Raw genomic sequence first — 23345 nt, 5'->3', positions numbered from 1 at the left:
GTTATTTCTTTTTACCTTCTTTTCTTAAAACAAATTGGTCTGAAGAAGTTATTCCTTTTCCTTTATAAGGTTCGACAGGTTTTAAAAATTTAATATCAGCACAGACTTTACCTACTAATTCTTTGTCAATTCCTTTAACTTTTATTGCTGTTTGTTTATCAATTGCAATCTCTATACCTTCAGGAATCTCATAATGAACATCATGACTAAATCCTAATTGAAAAATAATTTTTTTACCTTGTAATGTAGCTCTAAAACCAACTCCAGTCAGTTTTAAATCTTTTTCAAATCCTTTCGATACACCAATAATTCCGTTATTAATCAAGCTTCGATGCAATCCCCATGTAAGTTTATCTGCATTTTTTTTATCTACTGGTTCAAGATAAACTTTGTTATCTGTAACTGTTACTTTTAGAATATTTTGATCTACAATTAATTCTTTTTTACTTTTAGCGCCTTGAATAATAACTTTATTATTCTCAACTTTTACAGAAACGCCAGATGGTAATGCTATAGGTGTTTTTCCAATTTTTGACATACTTTAAGAAACCTTAAAAAGGACCTCCCCACCTAATTTTTTTTCTCTTGCCTCGTTATCTGAAAAAATTCCTTTTGATGTAGAAATGATAGATATTCCTAATCCATTTTGAATTTTCTGAATACTATCAGATCTTGAATATATTCTTCTTCCTGGTCTAGAAACTCTTTGAATTTCTTTAATAACTGGATCTCCATACATATATTTCAAGTTAATTTCTATTGTTTCAAAACTTTTGTCTTTTGAAATAGTATACTCCTGAATAAATCCCTCTTTTTGAAGAACATCTAAAACCGCTTTTCTTAATTTAGAACCAGGAACTGAAACTTTTTTTAGGCCGCGCATTTGACCATTTCTAATTCTAGTTATCATATCTCCAATAGGATCTGTAATTTTCATATTTCCTCCTTACCAACTAGCTTTCGTCATGCCTGGAATCTTTCCGCTAGAAGCAAATTTTCTAAGCGCTATTCTCGACATTCTTAATTTTCTATAATAACCGCGTGATCTTCCAGTTATCTCACATCTATTTTTCACTCTGTTTTTTGCTGAATTTCTTGGAACTTTTGAAAGTTTTAAACTAGCTAAAAATCTTTCATTTAATGGTAATGTTTTATTCATAATAATTTTTTTAAGCTTAGATCTTTTATTTTCAAATCTTTTAGCCATTTTTACTCTTTTTAAATTTCGTTCAATCGAACTTCTCTTTGCCATTTAGTTAAGCTCCTTATTTTTTTCTTTATCTTTTCCTTTTTCAACTTCATTTTCTTTTTTTACTTTTTTCTTATCTGCCGAAAAAATTCCTACTTTAGCAAACGGAAAATTAAAACTATCAAGTAACATTCTTGCTTGATCCTTAGTTTTCGCGGTAGTCACAATAGTAATATCTAAACCTCTAATTTTATCTACTTTATCAAAGTTAACCTCTGGAAATATTATGTGCTCTTTAACTCCAAAACTATAATTTGCTTCACTATCAAAACTATTAGGATTTAAACCTCTAAAATCTTTAATTCTTGGCAAAGCAATATTTACTAGACGATCTAAGAAAAAATACATTTGATCTTTTCTTAAAGTAACTTTTAACCCTAAAGGGATTCCAACTCGTGTTTTAAAATTAGATATTGATTTTCTTGACTTTGTAACTTGTGCTTTTTGCCCAGCAATAGCCGAAAGGTCGTCCTCAGCGCTTTTTAAAATTTTACTATCAGTTCCGTCTAATCCTAGACCCATATTTAAAACAATTTTAACAAGTCTTGGGGCTTGCATTTTGTTACTAAAAGATAAATTTTTACATAGTGCTGGCACTATTTCTTTTACGTATTTTTCTTTTAATCTAGGCACTAACTTCATTTTTTACTCTTTGTTTTAGGTTTTTCTATTTTTGCAACTTTTTTAACCTCATCTTTTTTTTCAACTTTTTTATCTACTTTTGCATCAGATAATTTAACAACATTTGATATATCAACAGGTCTTTCAATAGTTATAATTCCACCTTTTTTCTCTCTAGTTGGTTTTTGATGTTTTTTCTTTTCATTTACACCTTTAATTAAAACTTTCCTAATGTCTGGAAATACTTTAATAACATTTCCTGTTTTACCTTTATCATCACCAGTAATAATTTTTACGTTATCTCCTTTTTTAATTTTTAATTTAATCATAATACCTCTGGTGCTAACGAAATTATTTTCATAAAATTTTTATTTCTTAATTCTCTTGTCACTGGTCCAAAAATTCTTGTTCCTATTGGCTCTCCGTTTGGTTGTACTAAAACTGCTGCATTAGCATCAAATTTTATTGATGTTCCATCTAATCTTTTAATTTCTTTTCTTGTTCTTACAATAACAGCTTTGTGAACATCTCCTTTTTTTACTTTTCCTTTTGGAATAGCATCTTTAATTGAAACTACAATTATATCTCCAATTGTAGCATATCTTCTTTTAGACCCACCTAAAACTTTTATACACTCTACTTTTCTAGCTCCTGTATTGTCTGCAACAAATAATTCAGTTTGCACTTGTATCATTTATTTATTACCTCCAACTACAGTCCAACGTTTAAGTTTTGAAATTGGTTTACTCTCAATAATAGAAACTACATCGCCAATTTTTGATTTATTATTTTCATCATGCGCATGATATTTTTTATAAGTGGTCATTACTTTTTTATATATAGGATGAACAAATCTTCTGCTGACTTCAACAACAACTGTCTTGTTGCTTTTGTCACTAACTACTTTTCCTTTTAAAATTCTTTTAACCATTATTTTGTTTTGTTTAAATTGATAAATGTTTTAACAGCAGCAATAGAGCGTCTGTTGGTTTTAATTGAAGCTGTATTAGTCACTTGACCATTTTTTTTCTTAAACCGAATATTGAATTGTTCTTTTTTTAACTTTTCCAACTCAGAAAATAATTGATCTTGAGTTAATTTTTTTATTTCTTTAGTTTTCATTATTGTGTTCCTAATCTTTTAATCATTTTAGTCTTTATAGATAATTTTGCCTGCGCTCTCTCAAAGGCTTCTTTAGCAACAATTTCGTCTACTCCGTCAACTTCAAAAATAATTCGTCCTGGTTTTACTCTAAATACGTAATACTCCAGACCACCCTTACCTTTACCCATTCTAACCTCTATTGGTTTTTTTGTTACTGGAATATTTGGAAAAATTCTTAGCCATACTCTACCAGCTCTTTTCATATGTCTGGTTAAAGCAACTCTAGCAGCTTCTATTTCCTTAGAAGTTACTCTATTAGGCTCGATTGCTTTTAAACCAAATGAACCAAAATTCAATTCAGCGCCACGCGTAGCAATTCCACTGATTTTTCCTTTAAATGCTTTTCTGTATTTTGTTCTAGCTGGCTGTAACATTTTCCTTCTCGCTTATAGTTTTAGTTTCTAAATCATCATTTTTTTTCTTATCTTTTTCAAACACAATACCTTTGTATATCCAAACCTTTACACCAATTATTCCATAAGTAGTTTCTGCTTCCGCTTCTCCATAATCAACATCAGCTCTTAACGTATGAAGAGGTATACTTCCTTCCCTTAACCATTCAGTTCTTGCAATCTCAGTTCCAGCAAGTCTACCAGCAACTGTTACTTTTATTCCTTTTGCTCCTAACCTAAGAGTAGATTGCATAGCTCTTTTCATTGCTTTTCTATATGCAATTCTTTTTTCAAGTTGCTGTGCTACGTTTTCTGCAACTAAGTAGGCGTCTAACTCGGGTTTTCTTATTTCTTTTATATTTACTGAAACTTCAGAACTTGAAATTTTATTAAGATTGCTTTTAATTTTATCAATATCTGAACCTTTTTTTCCAATTACAAATCCAGGTCTAGATGTGAATATTGTTACAATGCATTTTTTTGTTGGTCTTTCAATAAAGATTTTTGAAATACCTGAATTCTTAAGATTTTTTTTGATGTATTCTCTAATTCTAAAATCTTCAATCAAATACTGACCATATTCTTTTTTCTTAGCAAACCACATTGAGTCCCAATTTTTATTTATACTTAGTCTCAAGCTAATTGGATTAACTTTCTGTCCCATTATTTAGCAGCCTCCACTGGAGTTTTTTTGTTTTCTGAAACAATTATAGTCAAATTTGAAAAATGTTTTTTAATTCCTGCGGCTCTACCTCTTGCTCTAGGCATAAAACGCTTTAAAGTTATTCCTTTGCCTACGTAGGCTTCTTTAACAATTAAATTATCAATGTCTAATTGATTATTATTCTCAGCATTTGCAATTGCCGATTTTAATGTTTTTTTAATTTCACTTGCTACTCTTTTATCTGTAAATTCTAGATCTCTCATTGCTAGATTAGCATTTTTTCCTCTAATACTTTTTAATATATTATTAACTTTTCGAGGACTTGATCTTAAGTTCCTATAAATTGCTTTTACTTGATTTAAATCTTTATTTTTTGTCATCTTTTTTCTCAGTTGCTGGTGCAGCTTTTTTGTCTGCAGGAGTGTGTCCAAAGAATTGTCTTGTAGCAGAAAATTCTCCTAATTTATGACCAATCATCTCTTCAGTAATAGTTACTGGAAAGAATTTTTTTCCATTATGAACTTCAAAAGTCATTCCAATAAATTCTGGAATAATTGTCGATTTTCTTGACCATGTTTTAATTGGTTTCTTAATATTTTGTTCTTTATGCTTTTGTACTTTTTTCATTAAACTTAATTCTACAAAAGGACCTTTCCAAACTGATCTACTCATAATTAATTAATACCTCTCTTTTTCTTTCTAGAGATAATGTATTTATCTGTATTTTTATTTTTTCTTGTCTTTTTACCCTTAGTTTTTATTCCCCAAGGTGTAACAGGATGTCTTCCACCGTTAGTTCTTCCTCCGTGAGGATGATCCACAGGGTTCATTGCTATTCCTCTTGATTGTGGTCTAACACCTAACCATCTACTTCTTCCTGCTTTACCAATTTTGATATTTTTTTGATCCGGATTTGATACGGCACCAATAGTTGCTTTGCACAAACTTTGAACTTTTCTTACTTCGCCAGATGCTAATTTTAAAGTTGTATAATCTTGATCATGACTCATAATTTGTACGGAGGAACCTGCTGATCTTGCTAATACCCCACCATTTCCTGGTCTCATTTCAACATTATGAACAACAGTTGCTGGAGGAATATCTATTAATGGCATGCAGTTTCCTATTTCTATGTCTTTTTTTCTGCCAGAGTAAATTTTAGTACCTACTTTAATATCTTGTGGAGCTATAAAATAACTTTTTGTTTTATCCTCATATTCAACAAGCATAATATTAGCTGTTCTATAAGGATCATACTCAAATCTAATTACTGTTGCTGACATATCAAACTTATTTCTTTTAAAATCTACAAATCTGTATTTTTTTTTATGTCCAGCTGAACGATGTCTTGATGTAATTCTTCCTAAATTATTTCTACCGTAGGAACCGCTAATACCCGAAGTTAAAGATTTAACAGGTTTTCCTTTCCAAATACCTGTTCTATCTAGGATAATTGTTCCTCGTGAAGATTTTGTATATGGTTTATATGTTTTTAAACTCATTTTTATATTCCTGTAGTAATATCAATTGATTGTCCCTTTTTAAGAGTAACGATTGCTTTTTTATATCCAGAACTTTTAGCAACTTTTCCTCTGACCATTTTAAATCTTGGATGAAGATTAATAGTGTTAACTTTAATAACACTTACTTTAAAAAGTTTTTCAACGCTTTTTTTAATATTCGCTTTTGTAGCAAAAGGTGCAACTTTAAATATTACTTTGTTTAATGAGCTTAAATTAGTGGACTTCTCAGTTACTACTGGCTCTAAAATAATATCATATGCAAAATTATCAGCTCTTTTTTTCATTTTAATAATCTTTCCTGAAGTTTTTTAATTGATGAATGAGTAAACAAGACATTTTGGTATTTTAGAACATCATATACATTTGTTCCAATTTCAGGGATATTTTTAATATTCTTAATATTTTTTATATTATTTAACAAAACTTCATTTTCTTTATCGTAAATTAATAATGCACTTTTCGAATTAATTTTTGATAAAAATTTGCTGAAATCTTTAGTTTTAAAATTTTTAAAATCTTTCTCAGATAAAATATTAATTTTATTGTCTAAGACTTTACTAGACAATGCATGTTTTAATCCTAATTTTCTAACTTTTTTATTTAATCTTTTAACTCTATGTTTTCCTTTTGCTTTTGGTCCATGCGCAATACCTCCGCCAACAAAAATAGGGGCTGTAATATTACCATGTCGAGCTCCTCCAGATCCCTTTTGTGGTCCAATTTTTTTTCTAGATCCTGCTACTTCACCCCTTGTTTTGGTATATCCAGTTTTTTTTGAATGACGACTTATTTGCCAATCAACAACCATTTTTATTATGTCTTTTCTTGGTTTTAATGAAAATATATTGTCAGAAACTTCTATATTTCCAACATCTTTTCCATCAATACCTAATTCCTTAATTTTCATATAATTACTTTTTTTTCTCTGTTGTTGCAGCTGTCGCAGGTTTTGTTTCTTTTTTATTTGTTTCTGCGCTTTTTTCTTTTTTATTTGATTTTTCTTTTAACCCTTCAGCAAGATCATCTTTAAAAGATTGAATAGTATCTTTCATTGTTCTCTTATTTCTTTCTTTTATTGCTTTATTAATTTCCACTACAGAATTTTTTGCTCCTGGCACTGATCCTTTAACAAATAATAAGTTATTCTCTAAATCTGTTTCGATAATCTCAAGTCTCTCTATTGTTCTAAATTTATCGCCCATATGCCCTGCCATTTTTTTTCCTTTAAATACTCTACCTGGGTCTTGTCTTTGACCTGTAGAACCATGCGATCTATGAGAAATAGAAACACCATGAGTTGCTCTTAATCCAGAAAAATTATGTCTTTTCATAACACCAGCGAAACCTCTTCCGATTGTTTTAGATCTAATATCAACAAAGTTTATATCTTTAAAAATATTTAGATCGACATCCGAACCTAATTTAAGATCACTATCTTTATCTACTCTAAATTCTTTTAAAATTTTTTTAGGTTCTAAAGATTTTTTGGAAAAAACACCTTTCATCTGTTTTGTAAGTTTTGAATTTTTAATGTGTCCAAATCCAACTAATACAGCGCTATAACCACGTTTTTCTTTAGTTATAATATCTACTACCTTACCTGGCTCAATGTGAAGAACTGTTACAGGAACAGATTGACCATTCTCATAAAATCTTCTTGTCATACCAATTTTTTTTCCGATTAAACCTAAAGTCATAATTTAAATTTTAATTTCTACATCAACGCCTGAAGCTAAATCTAATTTCATCAACGCCTCAACAGTCTGAGGAGTTGGATCTAGAATATCTATCATTCGCTTATGTGTTCTTGTTTCAAATTGTTCTCTACTTTTTTTATCAATATGAGGTGATCTCAAAACTGTAAAAATTTCTTTACGCGTAGGAAGTGGAATAGGTCCTCTTACTTGAGCGCCAGTTCTTTTTGCAGTATTTACAATTTCGATAGTAGACTGATCCAAAACTTTATGATCGTAAGCTCTTAATTTAATTCTAATATTTTGTTTATCCATAATCTATGCCATTTTTTTTGTAACTTCGTCCTGAACGTTTTGAGGAACGCGATCATAATGATCGAACTGCATTGTATATTGTGCTCTACCTTGCGACATTGATCTTAAAGTATTTACATAACCAAACATATTTGCGAGTGGGACCATTGCATTAATAACTGCTGCATTACCTCTTTTGTCAGTTGATCCGACTTGTCCTCTTCTGCTATTTAAATCTCCAATGACATCTCCCATATAATCTTCAGGTGTAACTACTTCTACTTTCATAATTGGTTCTAAAAGTTTTGGATTTGCCTGAAGACATAGTTCTCTAAAACAATATCTTGCAGCTAATTCAAATGCTAAAGGACTAGAGTCTACTTCATGATGTAATCCGTCTAAAATTTGAACTTTATAATCTAATAATGGAAAGCCGGCTAATACTCCTGAATCTGCAACACTTAATATGCCTTTTTCGACTCCTGGAATAAATTCTCTTGGAATTGCTCCGCCTTTAATTAAATTTTCTACAATTCTACCTTCTCCTTGAGAAAGAGGTTCAACGGCTAATTTAACTTTTGCAAATTGTCCTGCGCCACCACTTTGTTTTTTATGAGTATATTCAAGTTTTGAAGATGAAGTAATAGTCTCTCTGTAAGCAACCTGCGGTGCTCCAATATTAGCTTCAACTTTAAATTCTCTTTTCATTCTATCTACAATAATTTCAAGATGAAGTTCTCCCATTCCTTTAATAATTGTTTGTCCAGACTCATTATCAGAAGAAACTCTAAACGATGGATCCTCTTTTGCTAAACGGTTAAGAGCTTCACCCATTTTTTCTTGATCATTTTTTGTTTTAGGTTCAACTGCAATTTCAATAACTGGTTCCGGGAAGTCCATGGACTCCAATACGATTGGATTATTTTTGTCACAAAGAGTATGTCCAGTGATTGTATTTTTAAGTCCAGCTAATGCTACAATATCTCCTGCGCTTGCACTTTTAATATCTTCTCTATTATTAGCATGCATTAATAACATACGACCAATTCGTTCTTCTTTTCCAGTTGAAGCATTTAATACACCAGTACCAGTAGATAATGACCCTGAATAGATTCTAATAAAAGTTAGTGATCCAACAAAAGGATCATTTGCAATTTTGAATGCTAATGCTGAAAATGGTTCAGCATCATTACATTTTCTAACAAGTTCATCTTCAGAATTAGGTTTTGTTCCTTTAACTTGACCAACGTCTTTTGGACTTGGAAGAAAATCAACTACTGCATCAAGAATTAATTGCACTCCTTTATTTTTAAAAGCAGCTCCACAAACTATAGGAACAAAAGCAAAAGTGATTGTGCCTTTTCTAATACAAGCTTTTAATTCTGCTTCTGATGGATCTTTACCATTAAGATAATTTTCCATCACTTTTTCATCTTGTTCGACAGCAAGTTCTACTAAATCTTTTCGATATTTATTTGCTTGTTCTTTAAGCTCTGCAGGTATTTCTACATAATCAAATTTAGCTCCCAAACTCTCGTCCTGCCAAACAACGCCCTTCATTGTTACTAAATCAACTACACCTTTAAAGGTATTTTCAATTCCAATTGGAAGTTGAAGTACTAACGGAGTAGCTCCTAATCTCTCCTTAATCATGTCAACACACATGAAAAAATTAGCACCAGTCCTATCTAATTTGTTAACAAAACAAATTCTTGGAACTTTATATTTGTCTGCTTGTCTCCATACTGTTTCTGACTGCGGTTCAACACCTGCAACACCATCAAAACAAGCAACTGCACCATCTAAAACTTTTAGTGATCTTTCAACTTCAATTGTAAAATCAACGTGTCCAGGCGTATCAATAATATTAATTCTATGACCCTTCCAAAAACAAGTAGTTGCAGCTGATGTTATAGTAATGCCTCTTTCTTGTTCTTGCTCCATCCAATCCATAGTTGCAGCGCCATCATGCACTTCTCCAATTTTGTGAGCTTTGCCTGTGTAATATAAAATTCGTTCTGTAGTCGTGGTTTTGCCGGCATCAATGTGTGCTGCGATGCCAATATTTCTATATTTATCTATTGGATATTTTTCGCTCATAAATTTACCATCTAAAATGTGCAAAAGCTTTATTTGCTTCTGCCATTTTATGAGTGTCTTCTCTTTTTTTAATTGCTGAACCTTTATTAGATGCCGCGTCTAACAATTCTTTCACTAATTTTTCTTGCATACTTTTGTCTGTTCTTTTTCTTGAAGCATCAATTAACCAACGAATAGCCAAAGCTTGAGCTCTATCAGCTCTTACATCAACAGGAACTTGATATGTTGCTCCACCAACTCTTCTAGATTTAACTTCTAAATTTGGTTTTACATTTTTAAGAGCATCATTAAAAACTTTAATTGGATCATCATTCGTTTTAGATTTAATAAGTTCAAAAGTTTTATATAAAATTTTTTCAGCTACTGTTTTTTTTCCTTGGTACATTAATGAATTCATAAATTTTGTGACAACTTTAGACTTGTAAACTGGATCTGGACTTACATCTCTTTTTGTTTGTTTTCTTCTACGTGACATAATTATTTAGGTCTCTTTGCTCCGTATTTAGATCTTTGTTGTTTCATTTTTGTAACACCTTGAGTATCAAGAACTCCTCGAATAGTATGATATCGAACTCCTGGTAAATCTTTTACCCTTCCGCCTCTAATCATTACCACTGAGTGCTCTTGTAAATTATGACCTTCTCCTGGAATATAACTTGTAACTTCATAACCATTGGATAAACGAACTCTTGCGACTTTACGTAATGCAGAATTGGGTTTCTTTGGAGTTGTTGTGTAAACTCGAGTGCACACTCCTCTTTTCTGAGGTGATGCTTCTAGAGCAGGAACTTTGTTCCTTACTTTTGGTTTAACTCTTCCTCGCTTAACGAGTTGATTTATCGTTGGCATAAATTTTTAAAAATTTAAATAATTTAAGGATAGAAAATAAGGTTAAAACCTAAAATCTGGTAGGAGTTTAAGTGCTTGAAAGCCTTACTTACTACCTTAAAAAGTGTGGGCATATTACTTAAAATAAGCGAAAGGTCAAATCGTAGTTACACAAAAAACTACTTAATTAATGTTGAAAAACTTAGCTATTTTTTACTTAGCGGCTTCTAACTGCTCAGGCGCTTTTACTTTGCTATTTTGTAGTTCTATATCTCTTTCACGAGCAATTTTAGAGTATTTAAATGTACTATCGCCTGTTCCAGCAGGTATTAATCTTCCAACAATAACATTTTCTTTTAAACCATGAAGAACATCAATTTTACCTTTGATTGCAGCTTCGGTAAGAACTCTAGTTGTTTCTTGGAATGAAGCAGCAGAAATAAATGATTTAGTCTGTAATGAAGCTTTTGTAATACCTAATAATACAGGGTCAACTTTAGCAGCTGTTTTTCCTTCTGAAACTAATTTTTTATTTAACTCATCTAAATCAATCTTATCAACTAATTCACCAACCAAGAAAGGAGTGTCTCCAGATGCTTTGATTTCAACTTTTCTTAACATTTGTCTAACAATGACCTCAATATGCTTATCATTAATGATAACACCTTGTAATCGATAAACTTCTTGGACCTCATCAATAAAATAATTAGCAAGTGCTTCTACACCTAAAATTCTTAAAATATCATGAGGAGCAGGACTTCCATCTAATAAATATTCTCCTTTTTTAATTTCTTCCCCTGGATTGAAATTAACCTGTTTTCCTTTTGGAATTAAATATGAAGACTCAATTCCAGATTTAGATTTAATAGTAATTTTTAATTTACCTCTAACTTCTTTTCCAAATTCAATCTTACCATCATTCTCAGCAATGATAGCTCCTTCTTTAGGTTTTCTTGCTTCAAATAATTCAGCAACTCTAGGTAAACCTCCTGTAATATCTTTTGTTTTAGATGTAGCTTTTGGTAATCTTGCTAATACGTCACCCGCATTAACTTTATCTCCATCTTCAACAGATAAAATTGTTTCTGGAACTAAATAATATCTTGCTTCATTATCATCAGCTTTTTTTACTACTTTGCCTTTGCTATCTCTTAGAGTAATTCTTGGTTTAAGATCAAGGTTTTTTGACTGAGCTCTCCAATCTAAAACTACTTTAGAGGAAATTCCTGTAGTTTCATCTGTAGCATCTGTAATCGATGCTCCATCTATTAAATCTACAAAATTAACTATACCATCTGTCTCTGAAATTACTGGAAGCGTATACGGGTCCCACTCACAAATCTTTTGACCCTTTTTAATTTGTTGGTCTGGTTTTGCAAATAGTTTTGCTCCATACGGAATTTTATACATAGCAACGTTTGTTCCATTTTTTTCGATAATTATTTCGGTGTTTCTTCCCATTACTATTAATTCTTTTTTAGAATCTTCAATTAAGTTTTGATTAGAAACTTTTAATATACCTTCTGAAGGAGCAACGATTGATGACTCTTGTTTAATTTGCGCTGTTCCCCCTACGTGGAAAGTTCTCATTGTAAGTTGCGTTCCTGGTTCTCCAATTGATTGAGCGGCTATCATTCCAACACACTCACCGATTGATACTAATCTACCTCTTGCTAAATCTCTTCCGTAACAAGTTGAACAAATTCCATCTTTAGCTTCGCAAGTAATTGGTGAATAAACATCAATAGATTTAACTCCTGCGGCATCCATTAATTCACATTGCTTTTCCTCAATTAATTGTTTTGCCTTAACTATAACGTCACCAGTATTAGGAGCTTTAATATCTTTAGCGGCAACTCTTCCTAACGATCTCTCTGTTAAAGAAACAATTACATTACCACCTTCTATAATTTCGCTGATATTAATATGTTTTTTAGTTCCGCAGAATTTAAGTCTTACAATAACATCTTGTGAAACGTCGCATAATCTTCTTGTTAAATATCCAGAGTTTGCTGTTTTTAAAGCTGTATCTGCTAAACCTTTTCTAGCACCGTGTGTAGATGTAAAATATTCTAAAACTGTCAAACCTTCTTTAAAGTTTGAAATAATAGGCGTTTCAATAATTTCACCGGATGGTTTTGCCATAAGACCTCTCATGCCTGCTAGCTGTTTCATTTGAGCTGCTGAACCTCTGGCTCCAGAATCAGCCATCATAAATATTGAGTTTGTTGTGATAGAACCATCATCCTTGTTGATTTTAGAAGCTGAGATGTTTTTCATCATCTCACTTGCAATCTTATCAGTACATTTAGACCATTGATCTACAACTTTATTATATTTCTCACCTTTGGTAATTAATCCTTCAGAATATTGAGTTTCATATTCCTCAACCATTTTTTTAGCATCACTAATAATTTTTTCTTTTGACTCTGGAATGACTAAATCATCTTTTCCAAAAGAAATTCCTGCTTTGAATGCATTCAAGAAGCCGATTCCCATTAATTTATCGCAGAAAATAACAGTTTCTTTTTGTCCGCAGTATCTAAAAATTACATCAATTAATTCAGATATTTGTTTTTTTGTTAATAATTTATTAACTAAATCAAAAGATATCTTGTGATGTTTAGGAAGTATATCTGCTAATAAAAATCTACCAACGCTACTTTGATATGTTTTAAAAACTTGATTACCTTTTTCATCAACAGTCTCAAATCGAGATACTATTTTAGAATGTATATTTATAGATTTGTTTTCAAGTCCTTGAGCAATTTCATCTAAATTCAAAAAGTAACCTACGGGTTTAGCATCTTGATCACCAAAAAACTGTGACATGTAGTATATTCCTAAGACCATATCTTGGGATGGAACGATAATAGGTTTGCCGTTAGATGGACTTAAAATATTATTAGTCGACATCATTAAAACTCTTGCTTCTAATTGAGCTTCTAAACTTAAAGGAACATGAACAGCCATTTGGTCGCCGTCGAAGTCAGCATTGAAAGCAGCTGTTACTAAAGGATGTAATTGAATAGCTTTACCTTCAATTAATAAAGGTTCGAAAGCTTGTATTCCTAATCTATGAAGTGTTGGAGCCCTATTTAGAAGAACCGGATGTTCTCTAACAACTTCTTCTAAAATATCCCAAACTTCTGACTTTTCTTTCTCTACTATTTTTTTTGCTTGTTTAATTGTTGTGGCAAGTCCTAGTTTGTCTAATTTAGCATAAATAAATGGCTTAAATAATTCTAGTGCCATTTTTTTTGGAAGACCACACTGATGAAGTTTTAATTCTGGTCCAACAACAATTACTGATCTGCCTGAATAATCTACTCGTTTTCCTAATAAGTTTTGTCTAAAACGTCCTTGTTTACCTTTAAGCATATCTGCTAAAGATTTTAGAGGTCTTTTTCCAGTTCCGGTTATTACTCTTCCTCTGCGACCATTATCAAATAAAGCATCTACAGCCTCTTGTAGCATACGTTTTTCATTTCTAACAATAATGTCTGGAGCTCTTAACTCCATTAATCTTTTTAATCGATTATTTCTATTAATCACTCTTCGATAAAGATCATTAAGATCAGATGTTGCAAATCTTCCACCATCAAGTGGAACAAGCGGTCTAAGTTCGGGTGGAATAACTGGAATAACAGTTAAAATCATCCATTCAGGTTTATTTCCAGAGTTAATAAAATTCTCAACTAATTTTAATCTTTTAATAGTTCTTTCTTCTGCAACTTTGGAAGTTGTATTTTTTAATATTTCTCTTAATCTTTCTCTCTCTCCAGATAAATCAATTGAAGCCAAAACCTCCCTTATAGCTTCAGCACCAATTCCAGCTGAAAATTGATCTTCTCCATACTTTTCCTGAGCTTTTATTAATTCTTCTTCAGTAATTAATTGATTCTTCTTAAATTCAGTTAGACCTGGTTCGATAATAATAAAATTTTCAAAATATAAAACTTTTTCTAGATCTTTAAGCTTCATGTCCATGGCTAGTGCTATTCTGCTTGGTAATGATTTTAAAAACCAAATATGAGAAACTGGAGTTGATAATTCTACGTGACCCATTCTTTCACGTCTCACATTTGCTTTGGTTACTTCTACACCGCACTTTTCACAGATAATTCCTCTAAACTTCATACGCTTGTACTTACCGCACAAACATTCATAATCTTTTACAGGTCCAAATATTCTTGAACAAAACAATCCATCTTTTTCAGGTTTAAAAGTTCTGTAATTAATAGTTTCTGGTTTTTTAATTTCACCAAAAGACCAAGATTTTATCTTTTCGGGACTAGCTAAAGAAATTTTAATATTATTAAAATTATCTTTATTAATATTTTTTTTAAATAAGTTTGTTAATTCTTTACTCATATTTTAATTTGTTAATTCAATATTTAAACCTAAAGATCTAATTTCTTTAATTAAGACATTGAATGACTCTGGTACTCCTGACTCAAAATCATCATCACCTTTTACAATTGTTTCGTAAACTTTTGTTCTACCAGCAACATCATCCGATTTGATTGTTAAAATTTCTTGTAATGTATAAGCAGCGCCATATGCCTCTAATGCCCAAACTTCCATTTCACCAAATCTTTGACCTCCAAATTGAGCTTTTCCTCCTAAAGGCTGTTGTGTAACCAAACTATATGGACCTGTAGAACGAGCATGAATTTTATCATCAACCATATGAGCTAATTTTAACATATAAATAATTCCAACTGTGACCTGACGATCAATTTTTTCACCTGTTCTACCATCGTACAAATCTGTCTGGCCAGATTCAGGTAATCCACAAAATTTTAACATTTCAGTAACATTATTTACGCTAGCACCATCAAAAACAGGTGTAGCTATAGGAACACCACTTGATAAATTATAACTAAGTTCATTTAGCTCTAAATCTGATAAATTGTTAATTTCATTAGCCACATCACCTTTATAAATTTTTCCTAAATAACTTTTTAATTCATCTTTTTTAGAAGAATTTTTTTGAACATCTTCTATTAATTTTTTAATTTTCTCCCCCATTTCAGAGCATGCCCATCCTAAATGTGTTTCTAAAATTTGACCAACATTCATACGACTTGGCACGCCTAAAGGATTTAAAACGATGTCTACTGGTCTACCATCTTTCATGTATGGCATATCTTCAACAGGAACAATTCGGCTTATAACACCTTTGTTACCATGTCTTCCCGCCATTTTATCTCCAGCTTGAAGCTTTCTTTTCATAGCAACAAAAACTTTTACCATTTTCATTACACCAGGTAACAAATCATCTCCTTTTTGAATTTTATCTACTTGGTCTTCAAATCTTGTTTGAATATCTTTTTTAGCTTTAACAAATTGTTCTTTTAAAATTGTTAAGTTTGCTTGAATTTTTTTATCTTCTATAACTAATTTAAAGAGTTCATTTGCTGTTAATTCAAATAAATTCTCTTCTGATAATGCTGTACCTTTTTTTAAAGATTTAAAATCTTCATCTAGTTTATTAGAAATTAATGTATTTTTTACTCTGGCTTTAATATTAGACTCTAATATTTCTTCTTCTGCATTCTTGTCATTTTGTACTGACTCAATTTCAGCTCTTTCAATTGAAATTGCTCTTTCATCTTTTTCAATTCCATGTCTATTAAATACTCTTACTTCAACTACAACTCCGTTAGTTCCAGAAGGCATTTTTAAAGAAGTATCTCTAACATCAATTGCTTTTTCACCGAAAATTGCTCTTAATAATTTTTCTTCAGCATTTACTGGTGAATCTCCCTTTGGAGTAACTTTACCAACTAATATATCTCCAGGTTTAACTTCTGCTCCCACATAAACAACGCCAGATTCATCTAAATTAATTAAATTTTCCTCAGCAGTGTTTGGAATATCTCTTGTAATTTCTTCAGGACCAAGTTTTGTATCTCTTGCCATAACGCTATATTCTTCAATATGAATTGATGTAAAAACATCATCAGTCACACATCTTTCTGAAATTAAAATAGAGTCCTCAAAATTGTAACCACGCCATGGCATAAATGCTACCATCACATTCTTACCTAAGGCTAATTCTCCAAATTGAGTTGAAGGACCATCAGCAATAACATCGCCTTTTCTAATTTTATCTCCAACTTTAACTAATGGTCTTTGATTGATGCATGTATTCTGGTTGGATCTTTGAAATTTGCTTAAATTGTAAATATCAACGCCAGATTTTGTAAGATCTTTCTCGCTAGTTACCCTTACAACAATTCTTTTTCCATCAATTTTATCTACAACTCCATCTCTTTTTGCAACTAATGTTGCGCCAGAATCTACTGCAACATCTTTTTCTATTCCTGTTCCAACTAATGGAGATTCATTTTTAATTAAAGGAACGGCTTGTCTCATCATATTCGATCCCATTAACGCTCTATTAGCATCATCATTTTCTAAAAATGGAATTAAAGCTGCAGCAACTGACACAACCTGTTTTGGTGAAACGTCCATAAAGTCAACATTTTCAGGTTTTGCTAATTCAAATCCTAATGATTTTCTGCAAGAAACTAAATCATCAACAAAAGTATTTTCTTTGCTTAAAGGAGAGTTAGCTTGAGCGATTGTATATTTACCTTCTTCCATAGCGGATAAATAATGTATCTCCTTTGTAACTTTTCCATTAACAACTTTTCTATAAGGGCTTTCAATGAAGCCGTATTTATTAATTCTTGAATAAGTTGCTAGACTATTAATTAATCCAATATTTGGTCCTTCCGGCGTCTCGATCGGACATATTCTTCCGTAATGTGTTGGGTGAACATCACGAACTTCAAATCCTGCTCTTTCTCTATTTAATCCTCCTGGTCCAAGAGCTGATACTCTTCTTTTATGAGTAATTTCAGCAAGTGGATTTGTTTGATCCATAAATTGAGATAATGGAGAAGTTCCAAAGAATTCTTTAAGACAGGCTGCTATTGGTTTTGCGTTAATTAAATCTTGTGGCATTACTGAATCGATTTCAACAGAAGCCATTTTTTCTTTAATGGCTCTTTCCATTCTTATTAGTCCAATTCTAAATTGATTTTCTACAAGCTCTCCAACCGATCTAAGTCTACGATTTCCAAGATGATCAATGTCATCTACTTCGCCTTTACCGTCTTTGAGGTCTAGCATATGCTTAACGATTGTAACGATGTCTTCTTTTCTTAGAACGGTTAATTTTGGATCGCAATCAAGGTCCATTCTCGCATTCATTTTTACACGACCTGTTTCTGAAAGGTCATATCTTGTATGATTAAAGAATAGGTTACCAAATAAATTTTTAGCTGTTTCTATAGTTGGTGGCTCACCTGGTCTTAAAACACGATAAATGTCCATGCTAGCTTCATCTTGATTAAGATTTTTATCAATAGTTAAGGTATTTCTTAGGAATGGTCCTCTATTTACGCCATCAATATCAAGTAGATAAATTGTTTTTGTTTTGAGATCTGTAAGCTTAGTTATTAAATCGTTAGTTATTTCGTCGCCAGATTCAGCGATAACTTCTCCTGTTTTTTCATTAATAATATCATTGGCTAAATACTTACCAAACAAATCAGGAGTCTTAACTAAATAATTATTAAGTCCTTCTTTCTTTAATTTTAATGCCATCGGATACAAAATTTTTGTATCTTTTTTTATAATTACTTTTTTAGTTTCAGCATTAATAAGATCATTTTTTAATTTATAATTCCTAAAATTTTCAGGTATAAATTTTGTTTTCCACTCATCTTCTGAAGTTAAATCATATCTAATATTTTCGTAAAAAAGACTTAGAATATCATCTCGATTATAACCAAGAGCCATTAATAAAGTTGTTACTGGTAACTTTCTTTTACGATCAATCCTAAAATTTAAAATATCTTTAGTATCATATTCAAAATCTAACCAAGATCCTCTGTATGGAATAACTCTGCAGCTAAATAATAATTTTCCACTAGAATGAGTTTTTCCTTTATCATGATCAAAAAATACTCCAGGACTTCTGTGCATTTGATTTACACAAACCCTCTCTATACCATTCACAACAAATGTTCCCCTTGGAGTCATAAGAGGAATATCGCTCATATAAACTTCTTGTTCTTTTGCTGATAAAACTTGTTTAGTTTGTTTTTCTTCATTGATGTCATACGCAACTAATCTTAACGTTGCTTTTAATGCTGCTGAATATGTAAGACCTCTTTGATTGCATTCTTCAACAGTATATTTTGGTTTTTCAAATCGATAAGAAATGTATTCAATCGTCGCAAGTCCAGAAAACTCTTCAATTGGAAAAATATCTTTAAATACTTTTGTAATCCCAGAATCAACTTTATGTTCTGTGTTTGCCTCTAAAAAATTTTTATAAGAATTAACTTGAACTTCAATTAAATCTGGAATGTTAAGTATATTTTCTAATTTGCCAAAACTTTTTCTAACTTTTTTTTTATCTGTAAAAGATAACAACATAGTTTATTAACCGAATATTTTATTATTCGGCTTTAAAAAAAAATTTAAATTTACTTAAGTTCTACTTTTGCGCCAACTGCTTCAAGTTTCTTTTTCACATCGTCAGCATCTTTTTTGCTAACGCCAGCTTTAAGTTGTTTTGGTGCACCTTCAACTAAATCTTTAGCTTCTTTTAAACCTAACCCAGTAAACGCTCGTACTTCTTTAATAACACCAATCTTATTATCGCCTGATGAAACAAGATTAACTATGAAATCATTTTTTTCTTCTCCTGGTGCTGCTGCGCCTGCTGCTGCTGCTGGAGCTGCTGCTGCAACTGGAGCTGCTGCTGACACTCCCCATTTTTCTTCTAAAGTTTTTGAAAGTTCTGCTGCTTCTACAACAGTTAGTTTTGATAATTCTTCTACAATTTTATTTAAGTCTGGCATTTTGAATATCCTAGTGGGTTTAATTTTTTAAATTTTTAGCGTGCATCAAATTAACTATTTTTGCGCTTGGTGCAAGCAAAATACTTGCAATTTTTTGGGCTGGTGCGGCTAAAATACCTACAATTTTAGCTCTTGCTTCATTTAATGTAGGTAATGTTGCTATATGAGCGACGTCAGAGGGCTCTAAAAGCTTCTCATCCATTAAACCACCAAGAATTTTTAGTTTTTGATTATCTTTTGAGAAAGTAACTAAAGTTTTTGCAAGAGTAATTGGATCTTTTGAACATGCTATGGCAGTTGGTCCTTTAAAAAATTTTTCTAATTTTTCAGCTTTAGACCCCTTAAGAGCAATTTTTGTAATTCTATTTTTTGTAATTTTTAAGAAAGCACCACTTTCTCTCATTTTGGTACGAAGACTTTCTAAATCTTTAACAGTAATGCCCTCGTAATGGTAAACTAAAATTCCTTCATTAGCTGCGATCACAGATTTTAAATCGTTCACATATATATTTTTTTGTTCTCTATTCATTATAAGCTAGAAAGTTGAAGTTTAACTGAAGGCCCCATAGTTGTAGACAAGTAAATTGAATTAATAAAATTTCCTTTAATACCAGTTGGTTTTTCTTTTGAAACAACCTCATAAACACTCTTAAAATTTTCTGTTAACTCTTTGTCAGAAAATTTAACTTTTCCAATTGATAGACCTAAATTTCCATCTTTATCGCATTTGATTTCAATTCTACCTTTCTTAATTGCATCAACAGTAGATTTTATATCTTTAGCAACAGTGCCTAACTTTGGATTTGGCATTAATCCTTTAGGTCCTAGAACTTTTCCTAATTTTCCAACTTTTGCCATCATATCTGGTGTTGAGATTAGTACATCAAAATTTACCTTACCAGAATTAATCTCATTAATTAAATCTTCTGATCCAGCAATTTCAGCGCCTGAGGATTTTGCTTCGTTTAATTTGTCATTACCACAAATAACTGCAACCTTAACTTTTCTTCCATTACCATTTGGTAAATCTACTACTGTTCTTAAATTTTGATCTGCCTTAGCTTTATCAACATTTAAAAAGAAAATAGCTTCCATAGATTCTGGAAATTTTGTATTTGATTTTGTTTTTAATAATTTAATTGCCTCAGATAAGGCTAATTCTTTAGTCTTATCGTGACCTTTAATTAAAGCTAAATATCTTTTTGAATGTTTTTTTGACATTAATCTTTAACTTCAACCCCCATTGATCTTGCTGATCCAGCAATAATTTTAATTGCTTGCTCAATATTAAAAGCATTAAGATCTTTCATTTTAATCTCTGCAATTTTTTTAAGTTGTGCTTTGGTAATAGATGCAACAATATTTCTTCCTGGTTCTTTAGAACCGCTTTTAAGTTTAATAGCTTCCTTAATCAAAAAAGAAGCTGGTGGAGTCTTGATTATAAAATCAAATTTTTTATCTTTATATATAGTAATAACAACTGGAACTGGCTGTCCCATCAAAGATTTAGTTTTGTCATTAAATGATTTACAAAACTCCATGATATTAACTCCTCTTTGTCCAAGAGCAGGTCCTACTGGTGGAGCTGGATTAGCTTGTCCACCTTTAATTTGTAATTTTAAAATACCTGAAACTTCTTTAGCCATACTTAAATTTTTTCTACCTGCCCATATTCTAACTCAACAGGTGTGGGCCTACCAAATATCGAAACAGAAACCTTTAGTCTAGACTTTTCTTCATCTACTCCTTCTACCAAGCCACTAAATGACGCAAAGGGTCCATCACATACTCTTACCTGTTCTCCGATATCAAAACTTATACTAGTTGAAGGTTTAAGGGCCCCGTCTTCAATTTTTCCCATAATCTTTGTAACCTCAGCTTCAGATATTGGAGTGGGTTTTCCAGGAACACCTAAAAACCCTGTAATTCTTTTAATTGATTTAATCAAATGATAAACTTGATCATTCATATCAAGCTTAGCTAAAAAATAGCCTGGGAAATATTTTTTTTCGGAAGTAGTTCTTTTACCTTTTTTTACTTCAGTAACTTCATGTGTTGGAACCAATGTCTGCTCAAAATGATGAGCTAAACCCTCTTTTTCTAATTTTTCAGGAATAAGACTGGCAACTTTTTTTTCCGCTCCTGAATGAGCCTGAATAATATACCATTTCATCATAAATTAAATTCCCAATAAATAATTTAAACCAAATTTAAAAATTTGATCTAGTAACAAAAAAAATAAGGCTGCTATTACAGACATAACAAAAACAGTTAATGCTCCAATAGTAGTTTCTTTTCTTGTTGGCCAAGATATTTTTAAAGCCTCCTGCTTAACAGATCTCAAAAATTGAATAGGATTAAACATATTTTATAATCTGTGGCAGGAGTGGAGGGACTTGAACCCGCAACCTCCGGTTTTGGAGACCGGCGCTCTACCAATTGAGCTACACTCCTAAGATTTATTCTATAATCTTAGTAACTACTCCAGCTCCTACGGTTCTTCCTCCTTCTCTAATCGCAAATTTTAAATTATTATCCATCGCAATTGGAGTGATTAAAGTAACAGTCATTTTCGCATCATCGCCTGGCATAATCATTTCGACGCCTGCTGGTAATGCAACTTCTCCTGTAACGTCTGTAGTTCTAAAATAGAACTGAGGACGATATTTAGTAAAGAATGGAGTGTGTCTTCCACCCTCTTCTTTTTTTAGAATATAAGCTTGAGCTTCAAATTTTGTGTGAGGTTTAATAGATCCTGGCTTGGCCAAAACTTGCCCTCTTTCTACTTGATCACGTTCAATTCCTCTTAAAAGAATACCAACGTTATCTCCTGCTTCACCCGAGTCTAAAAGTTTTCTAAACATTTCAACACCAGTACATACAGATTTTTGTGTAGCTCTAATTCCGATGATTTCCATTTCTTCACCAGTTTTAATCACACCTGACTCAATTCTACCTGTAACAACTGTTCCTCGACCAGAAATAGAAAACACATCTTCTATTGGCATTAAGAATGCTTTGTCTTTTGGTCTATTTGGTTGCGGAATAAATGCATCGACAGCATCCATTAATGCAAGAATTGGTTTTTCACCAAGTTCAGCATCACCTTCGATTGCTTTTAATGCTGATCCTTTAACAATTGGAGTTTTATCTCCAGGATAACCATAAGAAGTTAATAACTCTCTGATCTCCATTTCAACTAAATCTAAAAGTTCTTTGTCATTAACAGTGTCAACTTTATTTAGAAAAACAACAAGAGCTGGAACTCCAACTTGTCTTGCTAAAAGAATATGTTCTCTAGTTTGTGGCATAGGACCATCTGCTGCATTCACAACTAAAATTGCTCCATCCATTTGTGCAGCACCTGTGATCATGTTTTTTACATAATCGGCATGTCCAGGACAGTCAACGTGTGCGTAGTGACGTTTTCCTGTTTCATATTCAACGTGAGCTGTAGAAATAGTAATACCTCTTGCTTTTTCTTCAGGTGTTTTATCAATCTGATCGTAAGCAACAAATTTTGCTCCTCCAGTTTTTGCAAGAACTTTTGTGATCGCGGCTGTTAAAGTTGTTTTACCATGATCGACATGACCAATAGTACCAATATTACAATGTGGTTTCGTTCTTTGAAATTTTTCCTTAGACATTTACTTTTTCTACACCTCTCAGTTTATTATTAATTTTAATCTGGAGCGGGTGAAGAGAATCGAACTCTCACAACCAGCTTGGAAGGCTGGAGTTCTACCATTGAACTACACCCGCGTAACCAAACCTTACTCCTAATTTTATTTCGTTGCCATCAATTCTTTTCTTTAAACACTCCCTCTTGGTGGAGGGGGAAGGATTCGAACCTTCGTAGGCCGGAGCCAACGGTTTTACAGACCGTCACCTTTAACCACTCGGTCACCCCTCCAATTTTTCACAAAAC

The 23345-nt window shown here is 31.9% G+C and carries 29 protein-coding genes and 3 tRNA genes; all 32 read right to left on the bottom strand.

The genetic code is table 11. The features are described 5' to 3' along the window. Position 1: 1 nt before the first annotated feature. The 32 genes from rplF to AC8IGH_RS00005 all read right to left on the bottom strand — a co-directional run bounded on the left by rplF (position 2) and on the right by AC8IGH_RS00005 (position 23330). Positions 2-538: a 50S ribosomal protein L6 gene (gene rplF / locus AC8IGH_RS00160; RefSeq protein ID WP_507418692.1), complete on the bottom strand. Its 537-nt coding sequence runs from the start codon at positions 536-538 to the stop codon at positions 2-4. A gap of 3 nt (positions 539-541) precedes the next feature. Continuing rightward, positions 542-937 (bottom strand): 30S ribosomal protein S8, encoded by a 396-nt coding sequence (gene rpsH, locus AC8IGH_RS00155; RefSeq protein ID WP_507418691.1) that lies wholly within the window; start codon positions 935-937, stop codon positions 542-544. 9 nt (positions 938-946) lie between these two features. Next, positions 947-1252, bottom strand: a complete 306-nt coding sequence (gene rpsN, locus AC8IGH_RS00150; protein ID WP_507418690.1) for a 30S ribosomal protein S14 — start codon at positions 1250-1252, stop codon at positions 947-949. Beyond that, complete coding sequence (rplE, locus tag AC8IGH_RS00145; RefSeq protein WP_507418689.1) at positions 1253-1891, bottom strand: 50S ribosomal protein L5; 639 nt, start codon at positions 1889-1891, stop codon at positions 1253-1255. Further along, entirely contained in the window at positions 1888-2199 is a 312-nt protein-coding gene (gene rplX / locus AC8IGH_RS00140) for a 50S ribosomal protein L24 (protein WP_507418688.1), read from the bottom strand. Before rplX ends, rplE begins: the two co-directional genes overlap by 4 nt. After that, positions 2196-2564 carry a 50S ribosomal protein L14 gene (rplN, locus tag AC8IGH_RS00135; protein ID WP_017943915.1) on the bottom strand — a complete coding sequence of 123 codons (369 nt, stop codon included), beginning with the start codon at positions 2562-2564 and terminating at the stop codon, positions 2196-2198. The genes rplX and rplN overlap by 4 nt, the downstream gene beginning before the upstream one ends. After that, positions 2565-2801, bottom strand: coding sequence for a 30S ribosomal protein S17 (gene rpsQ, locus AC8IGH_RS00130; protein WP_507418687.1), 237 nt, complete (start codon positions 2799-2801; stop codon positions 2565-2567). Next, positions 2801-2992: a 50S ribosomal protein L29 gene (rpmC, locus tag AC8IGH_RS00125; RefSeq protein ID WP_507418686.1), complete on the bottom strand. Its 192-nt coding sequence runs from the start codon at positions 2990-2992 to the stop codon at positions 2801-2803. The genes rpsQ and rpmC overlap by 1 nt, the downstream gene beginning before the upstream one ends. Beyond that, positions 2992-3408, bottom strand: a complete 417-nt coding sequence (rplP, locus tag AC8IGH_RS00120; protein WP_507418685.1) for a 50S ribosomal protein L16 — start codon at positions 3406-3408, stop codon at positions 2992-2994. Before rplP ends, rpmC begins: the two co-directional genes overlap by 1 nt. After that, positions 3392-4090: a 30S ribosomal protein S3 gene (gene rpsC / locus AC8IGH_RS00115; protein WP_507418684.1), complete on the bottom strand. Its 699-nt coding sequence runs from the start codon at positions 4088-4090 to the stop codon at positions 3392-3394. The genes rplP and rpsC overlap by 17 nt, the downstream gene beginning before the upstream one ends. Then, positions 4090-4470: a 50S ribosomal protein L22 gene (rplV, locus tag AC8IGH_RS00110; protein WP_507418683.1), complete on the bottom strand. Its 381-nt coding sequence runs from the start codon at positions 4468-4470 to the stop codon at positions 4090-4092. Before rplV ends, rpsC begins: the two co-directional genes overlap by 1 nt. Continuing rightward, the gene (gene rpsS, locus AC8IGH_RS00105; RefSeq protein ID WP_507418682.1) at positions 4457-4762 is read right to left on the bottom strand and encodes a 30S ribosomal protein S19; all 306 of its coding nucleotides are present in this window, start codon (positions 4760-4762) and stop codon (positions 4457-4459) included. The genes rplV and rpsS overlap by 14 nt, the downstream gene beginning before the upstream one ends. 2 nt (positions 4763-4764) lie before the next feature. Beyond that, on the bottom strand, positions 4765-5592 hold the full coding sequence (rplB, locus tag AC8IGH_RS00100; protein WP_507418681.1) for a 50S ribosomal protein L2: 828 nt from the start codon (positions 5590-5592) through the stop codon (positions 4765-4767). Between the two features lie 2 nt (positions 5593-5594). Further along, positions 5595-5897: a 50S ribosomal protein L23 gene (gene rplW / locus AC8IGH_RS00095; protein WP_507418680.1), complete on the bottom strand. Its 303-nt coding sequence runs from the start codon at positions 5895-5897 to the stop codon at positions 5595-5597. Further along, on the bottom strand, positions 5894-6520 hold the full coding sequence (gene rplD / locus AC8IGH_RS00090; protein WP_507418679.1) for a 50S ribosomal protein L4: 627 nt from the start codon (positions 6518-6520) through the stop codon (positions 5894-5896). The genes rplW and rplD overlap by 4 nt, the downstream gene beginning before the upstream one ends. 4 nt (positions 6521-6524) lie before the next feature. Then, positions 6525-7310, bottom strand: coding sequence for a 50S ribosomal protein L3 (rplC, locus tag AC8IGH_RS00085; RefSeq protein WP_507418678.1), 786 nt, complete (start codon positions 7308-7310; stop codon positions 6525-6527). A gap of 3 nt (positions 7311-7313) precedes the next feature. Further along, positions 7314-7622, bottom strand: a complete 309-nt coding sequence (gene rpsJ / locus AC8IGH_RS00080) for a 30S ribosomal protein S10 (RefSeq protein ID WP_017943904.1) — start codon at positions 7620-7622, stop codon at positions 7314-7316. Positions 7623-7625: 3 nt separating this feature from the next. After that, on the bottom strand, positions 7626-9701 hold the full coding sequence (fusA, locus tag AC8IGH_RS00075; RefSeq protein WP_507418677.1) for an elongation factor G: 2076 nt from the start codon (positions 9699-9701) through the stop codon (positions 7626-7628). Positions 9702-9705: 4 nt separating this feature from the next. Next, positions 9706-10176 (bottom strand): 30S ribosomal protein S7, encoded by a 471-nt coding sequence (gene rpsG / locus AC8IGH_RS00070; protein WP_507418676.1) that lies wholly within the window; start codon positions 10174-10176, stop codon positions 9706-9708. A gap of 2 nt (positions 10177-10178) precedes the next feature. Beyond that, complete coding sequence (rpsL, locus tag AC8IGH_RS00065; RefSeq protein ID WP_507418675.1) at positions 10179-10550, bottom strand: 30S ribosomal protein S12; 372 nt, start codon at positions 10548-10550, stop codon at positions 10179-10181. A gap of 192 nt (positions 10551-10742) precedes the next feature. Continuing rightward, positions 10743-14903, bottom strand: coding sequence for a DNA-directed RNA polymerase subunit beta' (gene rpoC / locus AC8IGH_RS00060; protein WP_507418674.1), 4161 nt, complete (start codon positions 14901-14903; stop codon positions 10743-10745). 3 nt (positions 14904-14906) lie between these two features. Beyond that, positions 14907-18989: a DNA-directed RNA polymerase subunit beta gene (gene rpoB / locus AC8IGH_RS00055; protein WP_507418673.1), complete on the bottom strand. Its 4083-nt coding sequence runs from the start codon at positions 18987-18989 to the stop codon at positions 14907-14909. Positions 18990-19039: 50 nt separating this feature from the next. After that, complete coding sequence (rplL, locus tag AC8IGH_RS00050) at positions 19040-19417, bottom strand: 50S ribosomal protein L7/L12 (RefSeq protein ID WP_507418672.1); 378 nt, start codon at positions 19415-19417, stop codon at positions 19040-19042. Positions 19418-19436: 19 nt separating this feature from the next. After that, positions 19437-19946, bottom strand: coding sequence for a 50S ribosomal protein L10 (gene rplJ, locus AC8IGH_RS00045; protein WP_507418671.1), 510 nt, complete (start codon positions 19944-19946; stop codon positions 19437-19439). After that, positions 19946-20638, bottom strand: coding sequence for a 50S ribosomal protein L1 (gene rplA, locus AC8IGH_RS00040; protein WP_507418670.1), 693 nt, complete (start codon positions 20636-20638; stop codon positions 19946-19948). The genes rplJ and rplA overlap by 1 nt, the downstream gene beginning before the upstream one ends. Further along, complete coding sequence (rplK, locus tag AC8IGH_RS00035) at positions 20638-21063, bottom strand: 50S ribosomal protein L11 (RefSeq protein ID WP_507418669.1); 426 nt, start codon at positions 21061-21063, stop codon at positions 20638-20640. The genes rplA and rplK overlap by 1 nt, the downstream gene beginning before the upstream one ends. 2 nt (positions 21064-21065) lie before the next feature. Beyond that, a complete protein-coding gene (gene nusG / locus AC8IGH_RS00030) occupies positions 21066-21593 on the bottom strand; it encodes a transcription termination/antitermination protein NusG (RefSeq protein ID WP_169696840.1) in 528 nt (175 codons plus the stop codon). A gap of 3 nt (positions 21594-21596) precedes the next feature. Next, positions 21597-21782: a preprotein translocase subunit SecE gene (secE, locus tag AC8IGH_RS00025; RefSeq protein WP_099340219.1), complete on the bottom strand. Its 186-nt coding sequence runs from the start codon at positions 21780-21782 to the stop codon at positions 21597-21599. Positions 21783-21795: 13 nt separating this feature from the next. After that, positions 21796-21871 (bottom strand) — tRNA-Trp (locus AC8IGH_RS00020). Between the two features lie 5 nt (positions 21872-21876). Further along, entirely contained in the window at positions 21877-23064 is a 1188-nt protein-coding gene (gene tuf / locus AC8IGH_RS00015) for an elongation factor Tu (protein WP_507418668.1), read from the bottom strand. Positions 23065-23105: 41 nt separating this feature from the next. Beyond that, a tRNA-Gly gene (locus AC8IGH_RS00010) sits at positions 23106-23179 on the bottom strand. A 65-nt stretch (positions 23180-23244) separates the two neighbouring features. After that, a tRNA-Tyr gene (locus AC8IGH_RS00005) sits at positions 23245-23330 on the bottom strand. Positions 23331-23345 lie beyond the last annotated feature (15 nt).

This window comes from Candidatus Allofontibacter sp. (genome assembly GCF_038145245.1).
GTDB lineage: Bacteria > Pseudomonadota > Alphaproteobacteria > Pelagibacterales > Pelagibacteraceae > Fontibacterium.
The sequence above is the reverse complement of the archived record's forward strand: the minus strand, read 5'-3'. Positions and strand labels throughout refer to the sequence as shown.